This window comes from Sphingomonas caeni (genome assembly GCF_026013415.1).
Classification (GTDB): Bacteria; Pseudomonadota; Alphaproteobacteria; order Sphingomonadales; family Sphingomonadaceae; genus Sphingomonas; species Sphingomonas caeni.
The window spans coordinates 134,805-153,708 of record NZ_JAPDOK010000007.1 but is presented as its reverse complement, the minus strand read 5'-3'; the positions used below and the strand labels follow the sequence as shown (position 1 = coordinate 153,708).

16 protein-coding genes are annotated in these 18,904 nt (G+C 64.7%); 13 read left to right on the top strand and 3 right to left on the bottom strand.

Translation table 11 applies throughout. The annotated features are described in order from the left end of the window. Window positions 1–192 precede the first annotated feature (192 nt). The gene (locus OF829_RS16655) at window positions 193–930 is read right to left on the bottom strand and encodes a helix-turn-helix domain-containing protein (RefSeq protein ID WP_264941254.1); all 738 of its coding nucleotides are present in this window, start codon (window positions 928–930) and stop codon (window positions 193–195) included. Window positions 931–1,079: 149 nt separating this feature from the next. Between OF829_RS16655 and OF829_RS16650 the strand changes: the two genes are divergently transcribed. From OF829_RS16650 to OF829_RS16625, 6 genes are all read left to right on the top strand, one after another. Beyond that, entirely contained in the window at window positions 1,080–1,970 is an 891-nt protein-coding gene (locus OF829_RS16650) for an SGNH/GDSL hydrolase family protein (protein ID WP_264941253.1), read from the top strand. Between the two features lie 134 nt (window positions 1,971–2,104). Continuing rightward, window positions 2,105–3,184 (top strand): GDSL-type esterase/lipase family protein, encoded by a 1,080-nt coding sequence (locus tag OF829_RS16645; RefSeq protein WP_264941252.1) that lies wholly within the window; start codon window positions 2,105–2,107, stop codon window positions 3,182–3,184. Further along, window positions 3,185–4,594 (top strand): MBOAT family O-acyltransferase, encoded by a 1,410-nt coding sequence (locus tag OF829_RS16640; RefSeq protein ID WP_264941251.1) that lies wholly within the window; start codon window positions 3,185–3,187, stop codon window positions 4,592–4,594. 9 nt (window positions 4,595–4,603) lie between these two features. Further along, window positions 4,604–4,894, top strand: a complete 291-nt coding sequence (locus OF829_RS16635; protein ID WP_264941250.1) for a hypothetical protein — start codon at window positions 4,604–4,606, stop codon at window positions 4,892–4,894. An 88-nt stretch (window positions 4,895–4,982) separates the two neighbouring features. Further along, window positions 4,983–5,498 carry a hemerythrin domain-containing protein gene (locus OF829_RS16630; protein ID WP_264941249.1) on the top strand — a complete coding sequence of 172 codons (516 nt, stop codon included), beginning with the start codon at window positions 4,983–4,985 and terminating at the stop codon, window positions 5,496–5,498. 76 nt (window positions 5,499–5,574) lie between these two features. Continuing rightward, window positions 5,575–6,693 (top strand): glycoside hydrolase family 130 protein, encoded by a 1,119-nt coding sequence (locus tag OF829_RS16625; protein ID WP_264941248.1) that lies wholly within the window; start codon window positions 5,575–5,577, stop codon window positions 6,691–6,693. A gap of 4 nt (window positions 6,694–6,697) precedes the next feature. Here OF829_RS16625 and OF829_RS16620 read toward each other — a convergent pair whose 3' ends face one another. Further along, the gene (locus tag OF829_RS16620) at window positions 6,698–8,365 is read right to left on the bottom strand and encodes a ShlB/FhaC/HecB family hemolysin secretion/activation protein (protein ID WP_264941247.1); all 1,668 of its coding nucleotides are present in this window, start codon (window positions 8,363–8,365) and stop codon (window positions 6,698–6,700) included. Between the two features lie 141 nt (window positions 8,366–8,506). On the opposite strand from OF829_RS16620, the gene OF829_RS16615 reads away from it, so the two are divergent. The 5 genes from OF829_RS16615 (at window position 8,507) to OF829_RS16595 (ending at window position 16,175) form a co-directional block, all read left to right on the top strand. Continuing rightward, window positions 8,507–9,919, top strand: a complete 1,413-nt coding sequence (locus OF829_RS16615) for a FecR family protein (RefSeq protein ID WP_264941246.1) — start codon at window positions 8,507–8,509, stop codon at window positions 9,917–9,919. 50 nt (window positions 9,920–9,969) lie between these two features. Beyond that, window positions 9,970–12,294 carry a putative bifunctional diguanylate cyclase/phosphodiesterase gene (locus OF829_RS16610; protein ID WP_264941245.1) on the top strand — a complete coding sequence of 775 codons (2,325 nt, stop codon included), beginning with the start codon at window positions 9,970–9,972 and terminating at the stop codon, window positions 12,292–12,294. A gap of 263 nt (window positions 12,295–12,557) precedes the next feature. Next, a complete protein-coding gene (locus OF829_RS16605; RefSeq protein WP_264941244.1) occupies window positions 12,558–13,862 on the top strand; it encodes a tyrosine-type recombinase/integrase in 1,305 nt (434 codons plus the stop codon). A 111-nt stretch (window positions 13,863–13,973) separates the two neighbouring features. Next, a complete protein-coding gene (locus tag OF829_RS16600) occupies window positions 13,974–15,212 on the top strand; it encodes a hypothetical protein (RefSeq protein WP_264941243.1) in 1,239 nt (412 codons plus the stop codon). 3 nt (window positions 15,213–15,215) lie between these two features. After that, complete coding sequence (locus OF829_RS16595; protein WP_264941242.1) at window positions 15,216–16,175, top strand: queuosine salvage family protein; 960 nt, start codon at window positions 15,216–15,218, stop codon at window positions 16,173–16,175. A gap of 13 nt (window positions 16,176–16,188) precedes the next feature. On the opposite strand, the gene OF829_RS16590 is transcribed toward OF829_RS16595, so the two are convergent. Next, entirely contained in the window at window positions 16,189–16,398 is a 210-nt protein-coding gene (locus tag OF829_RS16590; protein ID WP_264941241.1) for a helix-turn-helix transcriptional regulator, read from the bottom strand. 184 nt (window positions 16,399–16,582) lie between these two features. On the opposite strand from OF829_RS16590, the gene OF829_RS16585 reads away from it, so the two are divergent. Together OF829_RS16585 and OF829_RS16580 are read left to right on the top strand one after the other, a co-directional pair. Then, window positions 16,583–16,882: a hypothetical protein gene (locus OF829_RS16585; RefSeq protein ID WP_264941240.1), complete on the top strand. Its 300-nt coding sequence runs from the start codon at window positions 16,583–16,585 to the stop codon at window positions 16,880–16,882. A 263-nt stretch (window positions 16,883–17,145) separates the two neighbouring features. Then, window positions 17,146–18,879: a ParB/RepB/Spo0J family partition protein gene (locus OF829_RS16580; RefSeq protein WP_264941239.1), complete on the top strand. Its 1,734-nt coding sequence runs from the start codon at window positions 17,146–17,148 to the stop codon at window positions 18,877–18,879. Window positions 18,880–18,904: the final 25 nt, after the last annotated feature.

Genomic DNA, 18,904 nt, shown 5'->3' with positions numbered 1-18,904 from the left:
CTGCAACGCACAGGCCGGGAACCACGCCATGTAAAAAATCAGCGATGATCTTGAAGCGAAACATTTCGCACCAGCGCAATTACTGTGCGGGGCCCCCCCGATATTGTCCAGAGCGGGACTCGGGGAAAAATGGTTGCGGAAGCGGAAATAAATCGCGGGCGGAGCGCGTCTTGCCGCGACGGGAAGACGTGATCAGGAGATCAGCGCGACGAACTCCTCCTCGCAGATGCGGTCGACCTCGCGGCGATAGTCCGCATAACGCGCGTCGCCCTCCGCGATCTGGCCCAGCGCGGGCTCGCCCTTGCGGCCGGCGTCCCAGCGCAGCAGCGCGATCGGGGCCGCCACCGGCGTCAGCCGCCCGCCGCGCGCCGAACGGAGCGTGGTCAGCAGGCCATACATGTCGCCTGCGATCGAGGGCCGGCCGAGCGTCATCAGCCGGTATTGGCCATGCTCGTTGGTCACCAGATAGATATGGCCCGACTGATAGGGCATCGAGACCGCGCCCTTTTGCGCGAAATGGGCGTCGAGCCGGGCCTTCTCGCTGAAGGACAGGTGGCCCGCCTCGTCGTTCCAGCTGATCTCGGTCATATAGGCATAGATGATGCCGGGTTTCTCGAAGCTCGGCCGCAGCGTCAGATACGAGCCGACCAGCCACTCGACGCCCTCGCGGCGATAGGCGCCGAGCTCCGCGGCGGCCTGCGCGCCGGGCGACGATGACGGACGCAGGCGGATGCCGATTGCGTCCTCGATCCGGATCAGCGTCGCGATCGAGAAGGGGCGCTCGCCCGACAGGCCCTTTTCGAGCGTCGATACGCTCAGCTTGGCGGCGTCGGCGAGCTGCAGGCGTGACATTCTGCGGCGCGCCATCCCCTCGCGGATGCGCGCGCCCAGATCCTGCTGTTCCTGCGGGCCTCTCCCCGTCTCGCTCATTCCTGCTCCTCATCGTCCGTACAGAAACCGACACATCCGTACCGGACCCGCCGACTGTGCGGATAAGGGCAAAAGATTCAAGAAAATCATGTTCGCACGGGCGCCCGGGGAAGCGCAGAAATGTGGAGAACTCTGGTGGGGCAGGTCACATGAAACTCCCGAACATCTTCCTCGATCGGACCACGGTCCTGCTGCTCGGCGTGGGCGTGGGTTCGGCGATCGGCTTCAGCTTTCTGGGGGGAGCGGGTCCCGCGAGTTCTGCGCCGCCGCCCAGCTATGCGGTCTCGAAGGCAGATAGCGGGGTGACCGAGATCGTCGAGGCGCTGCAGCCGGCGCAGCGGCAATTGCTCGAGACGCTCAAGGAAGGACGACCGGTCCGCATCGCCGTGTTCGGCGACAGTTTCGGCGACGGCGTCGCGTTCGGGCTGCAACAGCAGCTGACCGGCAAGGCGGGATATGAAGTGCTCAAGTTCAGCCAGCCCGCGACCGGCTTCACCCGCTACAAGAGGCTCAACCTGGAGGATCGCGCATCCGAGCAACTCGGCAGCGATCCGATCGACATCGCGGTGATCTCCTTCGGCGCCAACGACGCGCAGGGGATCATCACCGACAAGGGCGAATATGCCGCGTTGCTGAGCCCCAAATGGTGCGACCAGATCGGCAAGCGGATCGACCGCTTCGTCGCGCTGCTGCGCGCGCACAACGCGATGGTCTATTGGGTCGGCCTGCCGCGGATGCGCGACGGGACGCTCGACCGTGACGTGATGGGGATCAACCTGTTTTACGCCCAGCGCATGGCCGCGCTGGGCGTGCCCTTCATCGACACGCGCCCGGTCGCGTCGGACGCCAAGGGGCAGTTCGCCGACTATCTCCCCGATCCGGTGACCGGCGCGCGGACCCTGGTTCGTGAGGGCGACGGCATCCATATGTCGATGACCGGCTATAAATGGATCACGCGGAGCCTGAGCGATCGCATCCGGCGCTATGTCGATGCGGGCCGCAAACTCTACGCAAACTCCGCCTCCGCAGCGCGGCGATGAAGGCAATTCTTGCGGCGGCAGCCTTGTTGTCGCCGGCTGCGACACAGGCGTCGCCGTGCACCACACGGGTCTGCAACTTCGACACGCTCGCTCCTTATTTTGCGAGGGTGGCGCAGGCGCGCCCGGCGCGCGGGGTGCCGCCCGTGCATATCCTCCAGATCGGCGACAGCCACACTGCGGGCGACGTCACCACCGCCGCGTGGCGCGACCTGCTTCAGGCGAGGTACGGCAATGGCGGCAGAGGGGTGCTGCCGCCCGGGCGGCCCTATGCCGGTTACCTGACCAAGGGCGTCACCGCATCAATGTCGCCGGACTGGCTGGTCGGCGCGACGTTCGGGCCGGGCTCGGTCGAGTGGCGGCCGCTGCTGGGGCTGGCGAGCTTCAGCCTGAGCACGAATGCGCCGGGTGCCGAGATGGCGCTGGCGGCGGATACGCCGGACATGGCGTTCGACCGGTTCGTGTTGTGTGCCGGCGCGGGGATGTTCGCGCGCAGCGTGACGGTGCGGACCGCCGACGGCGACCGGCAGCTCGACCTGAATTCCGCCGTCGCCGAACCGCGATGCACGACGCTGAAATACGCGGTGCCGCAGATGAAGGCCGAGGTGATCGCCGATCACGGCCCGGTGACGCTGACCAGCTGGGGCACGTTCCGCGATAATGGCGGCGTGGCACTGTCCAATGTCGGCATCATCGGCTCGCAGCTCCAGCATTTCGCCACGACCGACGATGATGTCCTCGCGGTCGAGTTCAAAGCCTATGCCCCCGACCTGATCGTGCTGGCCTTCGGCACCAACGAGGGCTTCGGCCCGCGGCTCGATACAGGCGCGTACGAGGCCGTGCTGCGCGGCCAGATCGCCCGGCTGCGCGCGCTGGCGCCGGGGGTGCCGCTGCTGCTGCTCGGGCCGCCCGACGCGCTCAGCCGTACTCCAGAACTGCGCGGCGACGCCCCGGCCTGTCCGGGCACCGGCACGCCGCCGCTCTTCGTCCCGCTCGCGCTGGCGCAGGTCCGCGCGGTCCAGCGCCGGGTGGCGGGCGAGATGAACATCGCCTGGTGGGACTGGCAGGCGGCGATGGGCGGTCCATGCAGCGCGGCGCGCTGGGCCGCGGCTGGGTTGATGCGTGCCGACAAGGTCCACCTGCTCGCCTCCGGCGGCGCGATCGTCGCGGCGAGGCTCCAGGCCGATCTCGACCGCGCCATGGCGGAGATGCACTAGATGCTGTTCCCCACGCTCACCTTCGGGCTGTTTTTCCTCCTCGTGTTCGCCGCGGTCTGGTCGGTCCGGTCGAACGAGTGGCGCAAGCTGCTGCTGCTCGTCGCCAGCTGGTTCTTCTATGGCGCGTGGGACTGGCGCTTCGTGCCGCTGCTGATCCTGTCGGCGTTGATGAACTGGGGCGTCGCGCGGCTTGTCGCGGGCAGCGCGGAGGGGCGCGGCAAGCGCGCGCTGGTGATCGCCGGCGTCGCGCTCAACCTCGCCATCCTCGGCTTCTTCAAATATTTCGATTTCTTCGCGGACCAGGCGATCAGCCTGATGGCGCTGCTGGGATCGCGCCAGGACCCCGCGCTGATGCAGGTGATCCTGCCCGTCGGCATCTCCTTCTTCACCTTCCAGGGGATGAGCTACCTCGTCGATGTCTCGAAGGGCCGGGTGCGGCCCGCATCGGTGCTCGACGTGCTGCTGCTCATGTCCTTCTTCCCGCACCTCGTCGCGGGTCCGATCGTGCGCGCCGCCGATCTGGTGCCGCAGCTCCAGTCCGCGCCAAGGCTCGATCGCGGGATGGTGTCGATGGGGTTGCTGCTGATCGTGTGGGGGCTGTTCAAGAAGGCGGTAATCGCGTCCGAGCTCTCGACCCAGTTCGTCGATCCCGTCTTCGCCAACCCGGCGATGCATTCGCCGCTCGACCTGATGCTCGCGGCCTATGGCTATGCGGTGCAGATCTATTGCGACTTTTCGGCCTATTCGGACATGGCGATCGGGATCGCGGCGCTGCTCGGCTATCGCTTTCCGCGCAATTTCGATCGGCCCTACCGCTCGGCCTCGCTCCAGGAATTCTGGCGGCGCTGGCATATCAGCCTGTCGCGCTGGCTGCGCGACTATCTCTATATCGATGCGCTGGGCGGCAATCGCGGGGGCGAGCGCAAGGTCTATCGCAACCTGATCCTCACCATGCTGCTCGGCGGGCTGTGGCACGGCGCGGCCTGGACCTTCGTGATCTGGGGCGGGCTGCACGGGGTGGCGCTCGCGGTCGAGCGGGCCTGGTCGCGCTCGTCGGCACGCTGGGCGATCACGCTGCCGCGCTGGGCGAAGATCGTGCTGACCTTTCATGTCGTGACGCTCGGCTGGATCTTCTTCCGCGCGGCGAGCTTCGGCGACGCGCTCGCCTATCTGGGCGGAATCGTCATGCCCGCGGGCGATAGCGCGACCAGCGCGACGCCGCTGGTGGTGGCGCTGATCCTGTTCGGGCTGGCGATCCACGCGCTCCCCCGCGACGCGCTGAAGGGCGTTGCCGAGCGGATGCGCACGCTGCCCGTGCCGGTCGCCGCGACGGGGCTGACGGTGCTGATGCTGGTGGTCGATGCGATGCGCTACGAGGGGATCGCGCCCTTCATCTATTTCCGCTTTTGAGGAGGGGTCATGACGGACGGTGAGGATTTTCCGGTCGAACTCAGCGCCGATCCGGATGGCGGCGCGGGGGCGCTGCGCTGGACGGTGCTGGTCCTGGCGATCACCACGCTCGCGCTCGCACTGCTCAACGCCGAGGCGATCGCCAATTGGAGCCATGAGCTCTCGCCAAGCCCCGGCACCGCGCATGTGATGGCAGCGGCCGACGCGTGGAAGGACACGACCGTCCGGATCGGCGCCGATACGCCGCACGCCAGGCTCCATCGCGCCTGGAAGCGCGCCGAAGCGATGCGCTGGCGCTAGCGGCGTTGCTCTTTGAGAGTCGCTCGCATCTGGAACCGGCCGCCTTGCCCGCGCTTTGGACGCGGCAACGGCATATCGGAGAATTTCCATGGCAGATCAGGAATATAGTGACGCGATCGCGCTGCTGAAGGCGGGCCATCGCAAGGTCGAGGAACTGTTCGAGCAATTCGAAAATGCGAGCGGATCGGGCGCCAGGCAGAAGCTGGCGCACCGGATCTGCGTCGAGCTCAAGATTCACACCGCGATCGAGGAGGAGATTTTCTACCCCGCCTTCGAAGGCAAGATCGAGGAGGATCTCCTGCGGGAGGCCTATGTCGAGCATGACGGCGCCAAGGTGCTGATCAACGATATCGAGGCGGGCGGCCCCGACGACGACTATTATGACGCCAAGGTCAAGGTGCTCTCCGAGGAGATCAAGCACCATGTCCATGAGGAGGAGATGCCGTCCGAGGGTATGTTCGCCCAGTGCCGCAAGGCCGGCGATGTCGATCTGGTGGCGCTGCGCGACGCGATGCTCGCGCGCAAGGAGGAGCTGATGGCGCAGGCCGAAGCCGAAGGGTTGCCCCCGGCCCAGCCGCGCGCGCTCAACGTCGCTACCGCTTGAGGCCGGGCGGCAACGCCCGCATGATCCGAATCCTGGTCCCCGGGGACTTTGTTCGGGCCGATAGGGAGAAGCTTCGATGAGCGGTTTTGCGGTCGATCGGCTGGTCCTCGTCCCCGACGATATCGATCTGTCGCGCTCGCCGCTGGCCGGGCATCTCGACGCCGAAACCTATGTGCTCGGCGCGTTCAATCCCGGGCTGACGCGGCTGCCGAACGGCAATCTGCTGATGATGGTCCGAGTGGCGGAAGCGCTGCGCGAGCCGATCCGGGACGGCAAGGTGCATGCGATCCGCTGGGCCGATGGCCGCTATATGCTCGACGGCTGGCCGCTCGAGCTCGCCGACACCGCGGACCCCCGCAAATTCATGCTCCATGGCGGCGGCTGGAAAATCATGGCGCTGACCTCGCTCAGCTGGCTGCTGCCGGTCGAGCTGAGCCCCGACGGGCTGGAACGCGTGGCGATCCATTACGACCGCGCCGTCTCGCCGCAGGGCAGCTGGCAATGCTATGGCGTGGAGGATGCGCGGATCAGCCGGGTCGGGGACGAATGGCTGATGACGACCTGCTCGGTCAGCCCCGAGCGGCATTCGACCACGCTCTACACGTCGGCGAACGGGCTCGACTGGCGGTTCGACGGCATCGTGCTCGATCACCAGAACAAGGACATGCTGATCTTCGAAGGGCTGATCGGCGGCCGTTATTGGGCGCAGACCCGGCCGCTCGGCGACCTTTATTTCGCCTATCCGCCGGGCAGCGAGTGGCGCGCCGGCCCGTCGATCAACCTCGCCACCTCGCCCGACGGGCGCCATTGGCGGCCGTATCTCGATCCCGGCATCCGCCCGCGTTCGGATAGTGTCGCGACCGCGCGGATGGGCGGGGGGACACCGCCGATCCTCACCGATGCCGGCTGGCTGACGCTGTGGCACGGCGTCGAGCCCAAGGAGATTGTCGGCATCTACCGCACCTATTGGTCGCTGCTCGACCGCGGCGATCCCTCGCGGATCATCCGCAGCGGCGGCGCGCCGCTGCTCGAGGCCTCGCCCGAACTGACCCGGCCGATCGAGCATCAGATGTACCTTAGCGATGTCGTCTTCACGACGGGCATTGCCGATGGCGGCGATCACTATGTCGTGGCGTCGGGCGAGGCGGACCTGGCGTGCCGGATCACCCATATTCCCAAGAGCGTGTTCGGCTGAGAAGCTAGAAGGAATGCACCAGCCGGAAATTGAGTTTGGGTGACTCGTCCCCGGTGTCGTAGCGCGGCCCGCTCAACGGCATCGCGACTTCGAAATTCGCGCCGAAGCTGTTGCTGAGATCCGCGCGGATGCCGCCGCCTGCCGAATAGAGTTCGCCGCTGCCGAGGCCGCTCTCCAGATTGGCCACCTTGCCGCCGTCCGCGAACACATAGAGTTGCGCGCGCGGGATCGCGTTGAACGGCCTCGGCCAGTTGTAGCGGAGTTCGGCGGAGCCCATCGTTCCCTGGTCGCCCGATCGCTCGCTCCAGTCATAGCCGCGCAGGAAGCCGGTCCCGCCCAGGCCCGCTTCCTCGGTGACGAGCAGCGGATCGGTGGCGAACTGGGTCTGGAGCGCCAGCCGCAGGCTGAAATTGCTGCCGAGATTGCCGGTCCAGTCGGTCCACAGGCTGAGGCTGGTGAAGGTGCCGTCGGCATCGGCGCGCGAGGCGAGGGGATCGCCGAGTTCGGTCGCGCCGAAGACGCCGAAGCCATGCGACAGCGTCGCGCTCGCGCGCAGCCGGCCCCCGGCGAAGTCGGTATAGCCATAGAGCGTCATGCGCCCCACCGCGGTCCGGTCGTGCCGGACGCGGACGCCGCCGCGACGCTGGACGAGATCGCGCACGCCGAATTCGGTGCTGAGCCACAGGCTGGCGCTGCGGCGGCGGTAGAGCGGCTGGAGCAGCTCGGCGCTGACATACCAGCTGCGGCTGTCGAGGTTGAGCGGGTTGAGATAGGAGCCCGGCCGGGTTTGCGAGCCCGAAGTCACGAGGATCAGCTCGGCGCCGTCGCGATTGAGCCGCTTGGCATAGCGCAGCCGTCCGAACTGAAGCTCCGCGGGGTCGATCGGGGTGCCGGACCAGGTGACGGTGAACGCATCGTCGGAGAACATGACCGCGCTCATATCGACATCGATCCGCGCCTGGATGGGCCCGAGCGGGCGCGTGCCCTCGTTCGAGACCTGCGCGCGCAGCGCGACGCGATCCTGCGTCACGCGCACGATCAGCACGCCCTTGCCATTCTCGCGGACGAAGCGGCTGCCGCGGATGCGGATGCCGTCGATGTCGCCGGCGATCATCAGCCGGCGCTCGACATCGCCGACCAGCACCGGCTCCCCGGTCACCAGCGGCGCGAGCGACCGCTGGACCGAGGGATAGACGGGGCCATCGAAGCGGATCTCGTCGATCCGCCCCTCGTCGATATGGACGACGAGGACGCCGTTCGACATGCGCTGCGGCTCGATCCAGGCGGTGGCGAAGATATAGCCGCGCGCGCGGGCGCGGGCGGCGAGGTCGGTGGCGAGCTGGGCGAGCTGGGCGGGGCTCAGCGTCTGGCCGACGCGCAGGACGATGATATCGGCGAAATCGGCGGGAGTCAGCGCCTTGAGGCCGGTGAGGGTGACCGCGCCGACCAGCACCTCGGGGCCGGTGTCGGCCTGGGCGCTGCTCGGCGCATCGACATCGATCGGAACGGGCGTGCTCGAAGGCGTCGCTTGCGGGACCGTTTCCTCGCGGTCGCGGCGGTTCGGATCGGTGCGGTCGAGCGCGTCCTGCGCGCAGGCGGGCGTTGCGGTCGCGAGCGCGGCGAAAAGACCCGAAATGAAGATTACGGCCCGCGCCGCACGCCTACGTATCATTACCTAGCCCGCCTCGTAAGTGACGGAGATAGCAGTTAAGCTCTTACGAAATCGTCAAATTGAGAGTGCGTTAACTACGGGGCAGAAGGATAACGCAATCATCCCCCTTTATGAGCGAGGGTCCATATTGGGGGTTTTCCAATGAACGGGTTCGTGAAGCTGCTCGGCGCGGCACTGATGCTTGTCTTTGCGCAGGTCGCGCATGCGCAGGGGGCCAATTGGGTCGTCAGCGAAGCGGCGGGCAAGGTCGTGGTGCATGACGCGAGCGGCGATCATCCCGCGAAGCGGGGCACCGTGGTGCCGGTGGGCGGCACGCTCACCACCGGCGCGGCCTCGCGCGCGGTGATGGTGCGGGGCAAGGATTTCGCGACCGTCTCGGCCAACAGCCGCGTTCGCATCCCGACCGCGCAGCAGACCCAGGGCGGCCGGTTCGCGGTGATCCAGGAATGGGGCAATGTCGTCTTCCAGATCGAGAAGCTGCCCCAGCCGCATTTCGGCGTGCGCACCCCCTATCTCGCCGCCGTGGTGAAGGGCACGACCTTCTCGATCACGGTGACGGCGGACGGCGCGTCGTTGCAGGTGCTCGAGGGCGCGGTCCAGACCTCGACCCTTGATGACGGCGCGAGCGAGATCATCCGCCCCGGCATCCTCGCCACGGTCAGCGCGTCGGACCGCTATCGGCTGAGCGTGCAGGGCCAGGACAGTCACAATGTCGATTCGCCGCAGCGCGGGCAGGCGCCCGCCCCGGGCGCGCCGCCGCCCGAACAGGCGGTGCCCAATCCGGCCGATACCGCCGGCAGCGGGCAGAGCAGCGAGGTGATCGCCGAGACGATCGCGGCGAGGCCCGCCGATCTGGGCAAGGCGACCGACGGCCTGGTCGGCGGCACCACCCAGGTGGCGAGCGCCGATGTCGCGCTGGTTCGCGCCAACGGCAATTCCTCGGGCAATGCGCAGGGTAGCGATGCCGGCAAGGGCTCGGGCAATAACGCGAATGGGAACGGCTCGGGCAGCGGCAACGGGAGCAGCCAGGGCGCATCCGACGACGGCGCCAGCTCGGGAAGCGGCAATGGGAACGGGAATGGTTCCGGAAGCGGTTCGGGCAGCGGCGATGGATCGGATAACGCGAAGGACTCCGGCGGCGGCAGCGCGAACGGTTCGGATAAAGGAACCGGCAATGGGAGCGGTTCCGGGAATGGTGACGGCGCCGGCGGCAATGGCAACGGTAGCGGTGGGACCGATACTGGAAGCGGAAACGGCAACGGCGGAACCGGGAACGGTAATGGCAACGGCGGGACCGATACGGGCAACGGCAATGGCGGGACCGGGAACGGCAACGGCAACGGCAATGGCAACGGCGGGACCGATACGGGCAACGGCAATGGCGGGACCGGGAACGGTAATGGCAACGGCAACGGCGGGACCGATACGGGCAACGGCAATGGCGGAACCGGGAACGGTAATGGCAACGGCAACGGCGGGACCGATACGGGCAACGGCAATGGCGGGACCGGCAACGGTAATGGCAATGGCAACGGTCACGGGACCAAGCCTTGAGTTCTGCCGCCATTGACCTGGCGTTAGGCTCCATCGGCTAGAAAGGGCCGATGGGGATGGGACGAACGGGTCTTTTCGGCTGGATGCAGGAGCGCTGGCGCTGGATGGCGCTCGCTTTGTGCGGCCTGGCCGGGCTGCTCGTCGGGTTCACGGGATTTGGAAGCGCTTTCGAACGCTTCGCCGATGAAGCGCGCTGGAGGGCCCGCCAGCATCCCGCCAGCGGACAGCTCCATATCGTCGAGATCGACGCGCGCAGCATCGCCGCGATCGCGCACTGGCCCTGGCCGCGCAGCAACTATGCCGTGCTGATCGATCGGCTGCGCGAAGCGGGCGCCGCTTCGGTCACCTTCGACGTCGATTTCTCCTCGCATTCGGTGCCCGAGCAGGATGCGGCCTTTGCCGGGGCGCTCGAGCGGGCCGGCGGGCGCGTGATCCTCCCCACCTTCGGCCAGGAGTCCGGCGGCGGCGAAGCGGGGTGGACCGACTCGCTGCCGATCCCCGAATTGCGCGATCACGCGATGCTCGCCGCGGTCAGCATCCTGCCCGATCCGGACGGCACCATCCGCCGCGCGCCGCTGGGCACGATGACCGCGGGCACGCCGCGCCCCTCGCTCTCGGCGATGATCGCGGGCGCGAACGGGGCCGCGGACCAGGATTTCCCGATCGACTATGCGATCGATCCGAACACGATTCCGCGCCACAGCTTCATCGACATCCGCGACGGCCGCTTCGATCCGAAGGCCATCGCCGGCAAGGACATCGTCATCGGCGCCACCGCGATCGAGATGGGGGACCGCTATGCGGCGCCCAATTACGGCGTGATCCCCGGCGTGGTGATCCAGGCGATGGCGGCGGAGACGCTGCGGCGCGGTGTGCCCGTCGAGGCGGGGTGGCAGCTGCCGCTCCTGCTCGGCCTGCTGCTCTCCTGGATCATCCTGGCGGCAAGGTCGCGCCTGTTGCTGGGCGCGGCGGCCGCCTGGTCGCCCGTGCTCGTCTTCGGCGCGACGACCTTGGCCGACAGCCTGTGGAACACGCACTTCCCGGTCGTGCCCGCACTCGCACCGATCGGGGCCGCCTTTCTCTCGGCAACCGCCATGCGGATGCTGCGCGCGGCACGCCGGAGGAGCCTGCACGATGCCCGCAGCGGCCTGCCCAATCGCCTCGCGCTGCGTGAGGCCCTGCGCAGCGGGCAGGGCATGGGTATCGTCGCCGCGCGCTTTGCCGATTTCGACCGGCTCGCCGCCAGCCTCGACGCGGAGGGGACGTCGGAAATGGTCCGCCGCGTCCGCGATCGCATCGCCACCGTCACCGAGGGCAGCCTGGTTCATCGGATCGAGAACCGCGTGCTGGCCTGGTGCAGCCTGGACGAGACCCAGATCGAGGCTCAGCTCGCCACGATCCGCACGCTGATGCTCTCGCCGATCGAAGTGGGCGGACGGCGGGTCGACGTGACGCTGGCGTTCGGCGTCGCCGCCGGGGAGCGGCGCGAACATGCCGAAAAGACGATCGCCCGCGCCGCGCTCGCCGCCGATCATGCGCTCGCGGAGGGACGGAGCTGGCATTATCACGACGCCACCGACGATGACGCGCTCGAGCGCGAATTGTCGCTGCTCGGCGAACTCGACGAGGCGGTCGGCAAGGGCGAGATCCAGGTCTATTACCAGCCCAAGCTCGATCTGGGGACCGACCGGATCGGCGGCGTCGAGGCGCTGGTCCGCTGGAACCACCCGACGCGCGGTTTTCTGTGCCCCGATCTGTTCATCCCGCTGGCCGAGCGCAGCGACCGCATCGCGAGCCTCACGCTGCACGTCGTCGGGCAGACGATCGCCGACCTGCTGGTCTGGCGCGCGGCGGGGCATGAGATTGCCGGCGCGGTCAATCTCTCGGCCAAGCTGCTCAGCGCATCCGACTTCATCGCCGCGTTGCGCGACCTGATCGACGCGAGCGGCATCGCGCCCCAGCTGCTCACCTTCGAAGTGACCGAATCCGCGGCGATGACCGATCCCGCTTCAGCCGCGGCGGCGCTGCAATCGTTCCGCGATCTCGGCATCGCCATCTCGATGGACGATTACGGCACCGGCCAATCGACGCTCAGCTATATCAAGCAGCTCCCCTTGAGCGAGCTCAAGATCGACCGCAGCTTCGTCCAGTTCGCCCATCAGAGCCGCAGCGACGGCGCGCTGGTGCGCTCGACCATCGATCTCGCCCATGAATTGGGACTCAAGGTCGTGGCCGAAGGCGTCGAGGATATCGAATGCCTCGCCTTCCTGCGCGCGATCCATTGCGACATGGTGCAGGGCTATCTGATCAGCCGGCCCGTCCCCGCGCCCGATCTGGCGGCGCTGCTCGGACAATCCTTCGCCGAGGCAGCCTGAGCCAATCGGACGGAATGCGGACGATCCCGACGCCTTGAGCTTGCGCCTTGATTTCCGCGATAGTCACTGAAGGATGGTGGACGCACTAGGGCTCGAACCTAGGACCCGCTGATTAAGAGTTGAACCAAATAGGTTTCAAGACATCCAGCTATGTCTTGATTTCAGTAACTTACGTGCCATGATGTTTCATTCGATCCCGAGCTATTTCGGTCAAATGCTACCTTAGGTAGCGGTCGAGGTGCGCAAAACTGAGTGGAAATCAGATGGCCACGCAAGAACGTAGCGAGAAGATAGGGCGACCGGTTCGCCCCGAACCGACGGGTCGCGCGACAGGTAGCAAACCAGGCAGCGGCGCGCTCACCGATGCTAAGATCATGGCGCTCAAGCCGCCAGCCACGGGCCAGGTCGAGTACCCCGATACCATCGTTCCCGGCCTACGGGTACGAATCGGCGTCTCCGGCGCGAAGACTTTCGTGCTCCGCAAGCGGGTGGCCGGCAAGAACCGCAACATCACGCTGGGACGCTATTCGGAACGCCTTACGCTCCCGGAGGCGCGGAAGAAGGCTCGACAGATCTTGTCGGATGTCGAGATGAAGGCCGACCCGGTGGCTGCGTTGCCAAAACCGCAAAAGCGGAGCGCGACCGGATACACGGTCAACGCGCTCTGGCCGGCTTACAAGCAGTCAAAGGCTGAGCTGCGAAAGATCGGCGAGATCGAGAGGGTCTTTAAACGCCACATTCTGCCCGAATTTGGTGACCGGGCCGCCGACGGCATCACCCGAAGCGAAATCACTCGGTTCATTGATGACGTCGCGCAACGAACGCCGGTCATGGCGCGGAATATCCTAGCGTACTTCTCCGCCTTCTACACGTGGGCGCTGCCCCGGCTCGATCGGCTACCCGGAAACCCATGTCGTGACGCGGGACGCCCACCCAAGCCCAAGCCGCGCGAGCGCGTGCTTTCGGACGAGGAGATCGGTGCCCTTTGGCATGTGCTCGAAGCCGAAGGCGCACCGTTCGGACCCGCAATCCAGCTGCTTCTGCTCACCGGGCAGCGGCGGAACGAGGTCTTCGAAGCCGAAGGCGCCGAGTTCGACCTCGAACGTGCGCTTTGGACAATCCCAGGCGAACGCGCGAAAAACGGCGTGGCCCATTTGGTGCCTTGCGCGCCTGCTGTTGTCTCGATCATCGAGTCACTCCTCGACCATGACCGCGGCGACAAGCTGCTACCCGCGCGCGGAAATTGGGAGGTGGGGCCGAGCGGATTCAGCAAGGCGATGGCGCGCATCCGCGCTGCTCTGGAGAAGCAGGTCGGGCGACCGGTCCCGCACTGGACGCTGCACGACCTCCGGCGAACGACGGCCACAGGACTCCAGAGGCTCGGGATCCGTCTTGAGGTGACCGAGGCCGTGCTCAACCACTTGTCCGGCGCGCGCTCCGGCATCGTCGGCGTGTACCAGCGGCACCACTATTTCGACGAAAAGCGAGCGGCATTAGCGGCATGGAGCAAGGAGGTTACCCGACTGCAGGGACTGCACAGGAGAAAGTCGCGCCTGCAAAAGGTTTGATCTAGCGAGCAGCTGCTACCCAAACTTCATGGTTCGACATTGGGGCCCAATCCCGCTACGTATGCTGCTTGGGGACAGTTGGCGTTTAATCATGTTCTTGAGGCGCCTTCCATGTCGGAACCTCCTGCATTCGGCCCAGATCCAAACCCCTACTACAAGGGGGTCTACTACAGTAACTTCTGGTATTCTAGATATTATGGTTCAGTTCTGTCTGACTTTGCTGGCAATATAGTTACCAACGATATAGAAAAGCATAAAAGGGAGTTGAGGATATTCTCGCTCTTATTTGAAGAGATATATGTTCCTAGAACGCACCTTCTAACCCAAAGCATTGGAGATCAAGAGCATATCGTAGATGCGGTGGTTGGAAGCAGGGAGTTTTTATACCTTCTCGAACGAGATGCGATCCGAGTCTCTTCCTTTCCTGGTATTGACGCTTATGAGGACAACGAGCGAATCACTTCGCGATCAGCAAGCACGTCAGCCGTAACATACCCAAGGAGCAAAGGATTTTTACGGAAGATACCCGCTTCCAAAACTATACCCGTGGATTCTTTAAAAGAGTCAAAAAATAACGTTATCACCTTTCCAAAATTTGCAGAGTATATCAGTCTCAAGAGTCCTGCGTTAGCCGTTGAGTATCTAGAGGTACTCAAGCGCGCCCATATCGAAGGAGTTCCGTTTTTTCACGAAGAATTTGTGAGGAGACTGAGAAACGCAGTGCCTACAGAAAACTTCGTCCCAATATGGCGTGCTACGAACTCAATATATTTGACTAGCGGGACACTGGACTATGGAAATATTATAGCGGGGTTCAATGAGGAAATTGAAAGCTTTGACTTCAGATTTACTAGAGGCGGATTTGATAGGTACCTGATTTCGTTCTCGACACTGTACACATTTCTCTCCATTTTTCTGTCGGGTAGTCTTCTTACAAAGTTCCTTTATGATGATCTCGAGCGGACGCATGGGGTGCTGTACGACGGACGCCATCGACAGATGGTGTCGGCGTTCAGGAGGGAGTTTCAGCGTCTGGTATGGGACTTGTCCCGGCGTACGCGTGTGCCACCCCTGTCAGCAGTATTCGACCAGGGAACGATTCGCGCTCTCCTAGAAACGCAAATCGACAGGAATTTCCAGGAGCAAGCCAACCTAGTATCTGAGTTGATGCGAGATGCTGGAAAAGTGGCTAATGGAATCCAGCCTGGAGCAGGGGTCGTCGGAGAGCTTGGGCGGGCCTCCAGCCGCTACGGGAGCGGAGTCATTCGCTCCTTTCTGCGCAGGAGGCGCATACCGGCCATCATGGAAATGATGAGCGCAATTCAAACTGAACTTAAGCGGACGAGCTGAGACATGTCTCTCTTTGATGGAATCAAGGAAGCAAGCGAGAAAGTCGTTGAGTCCATGTCGTGGGTGAAAGTCGACATGGATGCTCTCCTCATGTACCCTGAGCGGCTTGATCTAAGCACTGCTGAGCTTTTGAACCATTCACCGGAGGAACACCTCCTTGGTTGTGGGGACGACACTCTTCGGTATTTCATTCTCCTCGATGCGATTAACTTCGGTTCTGGCTACTTCCCATACATGGATAAGGGAGAGGGGCTGTCTGGATATTTTACGGTCGCCAGCCGGCTAAAATCGCATTTGGAGAGCGCCGGTATCCCCTCGAGTTTGGAATTGTCACAGATATCTGCGGATACATGTGCGCGAATTTTTGAGCAGCCGTTGAATAATGCTCATGCATCTGAACTGATGAAGCTGTTTTCTTACGCTTGGAGATGTTTGGGGGAATGGGTAACTACTAATTTTGATGGCGATTATCTCGGATTTTTGCGGGGAAGTAAGACAGCTGAAGAGGCAATAGGCGCATTGGTGACTATGAAGCCTTTCCAAGATGTCGCCTTGTATTTCGGGGACGTCATCCCGTTTTACAAGAGAGCGCAGATATTGCTGCAAGACATGGACTTGGCTGAGCCAAGCCACCCGCTTCTTACGTTTCCTGATCTCGATGACATGACGGTGTTTGCTGACAACGTGCTTCCGTATGTCTTGAGGATGGATAAGATCATTCAATTACATCCTTGGCTCGAATCTCGTATCGAGAATGAAGAGCTCATTGCTAATGGCTCACCAGAAGAAGTAGAACTGCGAGCGTGCGCGGTTCATTTTTCCGAGTTGATAGCTGCGACGATCCGCAGTGATCTGAAGTCTATTTCCACGCGTAGATTGGATTTTGTGCTCTGGAACAGGGGGCAGCAACTAAAAAAGCTACATTCCGGTAAGCGGCATCGTTGCCGTTGTATATTCTACTAATAGATCGAGCGCGCTACGGGCTTTCCGATACGTTGTAGAACATCGGGTTCTTCATCCATTCAATGAGAGCGGACTCCCTCCAACCCGCGCACCGAGCGCTGATCTTGATGCTCCGGGGGAACGTTCCATTCTCCATCTTCCGGTACATGGTCGACCGGCTGAGGCCAGTTCGGGCGAGGACGGTCTTGACGCGGAGAATGCGGTCGGGGGTGTCGGTCTGCATTGGTATCACCTTACATTGAGTACGCCTGAGTGGTGCTCCCTCGGCAAAGTTGAGACGGAATTCGGCCCGTGAAAAGACCCCCTCCGGGGCACGTGCAGGCATTGGCGGCGTCTGGCGGCAAAAAGGTACCCTGGCGTAGATCGAGGCCAAGGCAGGTGAAGTCTCAGGGCGTCTCACGCTTCGCGTGACCGCGCTCTACGCCGCGAATCGCGGCGCCGAGTCGCTCTTCGGCGTCTCGGCCGATGCCGGTGTCGATCGCATGACGCATTGGCAGGCTGGCGCCCGGCGAGCGGAACGCGGGGATCAATTGAGCGCGCACTGGCGGGGTCTGGCGAACCCGCCAGAGGTCGCAGCGTTTTTAGTTTCCGCGTGGCACGCTCGATCCGGCCGGGGGGCACGGCGGCGGCTGGCGCACAGCATGCGCGCGCACGCCGCCGCGCCGGACGCCCGGATTCGAGAGTTCGTGTTTGCTGGGCTCTGTTGAGCCCGGTCAGCGCTGCGCGCTGAGTGGCTGCGGTCACCGCGCCTGGGCGCGGTGGCGTTGGCCTCCGGCTTCGATCTGGCGGGGTGGGCGTCGCTACCCTCTAGTCCCGCCGCGGCGTGCCGCAAGCTGCGCTGCGCGCAGCTCCTCCTCTTCGTTGCGGCCCTTCGGGTGCGGCCCGCCTCTGCCGGCGGGACTGCCGGTTCGCTCCTGCCGCCCACCCCGCCATTCCGGCGCCGGTTGCGGTGTTTTGAAGGAGTAGGAAGATGGAACTCAAGCACATCGACATCGCCAATCTCTCCGTTTCGGCTGCCAACATGCGCGCGAAGGGAAAGCCGGACATCACCAACATCCTGCCGTCGATCCGGGCGCGGGGCGTGCTGGTCCCGCTGATCGTGCGGCCTTCGGAGAGCGAGGACCGGTTCGAGATCGTGGCGGGCAAGCGGCGCTATCATGCGGCGCTGGCAATCACGGAGGAGAGCGGCGAGAGCGAGCCACTGCCGTGCGCGGTGATGGCGGCGGGCGACGACGCGGCGGCGTTGGAGGCGTCGCTGATCGAGAATGTCGCGCGGCTTGACCCGGACGAAGTCACCCGATGGGAGAGCTTCACGCGGCTGGTCCGCGAGGGACGCTCGCCCGAGGACATCGCGCTCACCTTCGGGCTGACCGAGCTGCAGGTGAAGCGGACGCTGGCGCTCGGCAATCTCTTGCCACGCATCCGCACCCTCTATCGCAAGGGGGAGATCGACGTCTCGACCGTGCGGCACCTGACCCTCGCGTCCAAGGCGCGGCAGCGCGAATGGCTGGCGTTGCTCGACGACCCGGAGGCCTATTGCCCGACCGGCTATCAGCTCAAGGCATGGCTATTCGGCGGCGCGTCGATCCCGGTCAGCGCGGCGCTGTTCGACCTTGCCAGCTACGACGGCGAAATCGTTTCCGACCTATTCGGCGAGGAACGGTACTTCGCGGACAGCGCCAGCTTCTGGACCGCGCAGAACGCTGCCATCGAGGCCAAGGGGGAGAGCTACCGCGAAGCCGGATGGACCGAGGTTGTGATGCTGCCGACCGGCGAGCAGTTCCACAGCTGGGAGCATGAGCGGTGCCCTAAGCGCAAGGGCGGCAAGGTGTTCATCGCAGTCGGCGCGCGCGGGGACGTGGCAATCCACGAGGGTTATGTCTCGCTCAAGGAAGCACGGAAGCGCGACAAGGGCGAGGCGGTGGAGAAGCCGATCCGGCCCGAGGTCAGCAGCCCGATCCAGAACTATATCGACCTGCACCGGCACGCGGCTGTTCGGGCCGACCTTGCCAGCCGACCGTCGCTGGCGCTGCGGTTGATGGTGGCCCACGTTATCGCCGGTTCCTCGCTGTGGAATGTCCGGATCGAGGCGCAGCGGGCGCACAGCGATGCGATTGCCGAGAGCGTCGAGAGTTGCGCAGCCGAGGCCGCGTTCGACGAGAAGCGGCGGGTGGTACTGGCGGTGCTCGGGTTCGATCCCGAAACGCCGACGGTGACTGGCAGCTATGACGGCGAGCATGGTGTGGCAGGACTGTTCGTCCGACTTGTCGAGCTTCCCGATCCGGCGGTGATGGACGTGGCGGCGATCGTCATGGGCGAGACGCTCGAGGCGGGCAGCGCGCTGATCGAAGTGTTGGGTCCGATGCTCGGCACCGGCATGGCCAAGGTCTGGCAAGGTGACGACGCGTTGCTCGACATGATCCGCGACCGCGAGGTGCTGCACCATGTGCTGGCGGACGTGGCGGGCGAGAGTGTCGCCGATGCCAACGAGGCTGCGACCGGCAAGGTCAAGCGCAAGATCGTGCGGGATTGCCTCACCGGCGAGAACGGACGCGCCAAGGTCGAGGGCTGGGTGCCCAAGTGGATTGCGTTTCCGCCAGCCGCCTACACCGAGCGCGGTGGTGTCGCGACCGTTAGCCGGGCGGCCAGCCTCGCCGAGCTGGCAGGTTCACCCGAGCCCGAGCCGCTGCGTCACGCGGCCTGATCCAGTCTGGCGGCCGCCGCGCCGC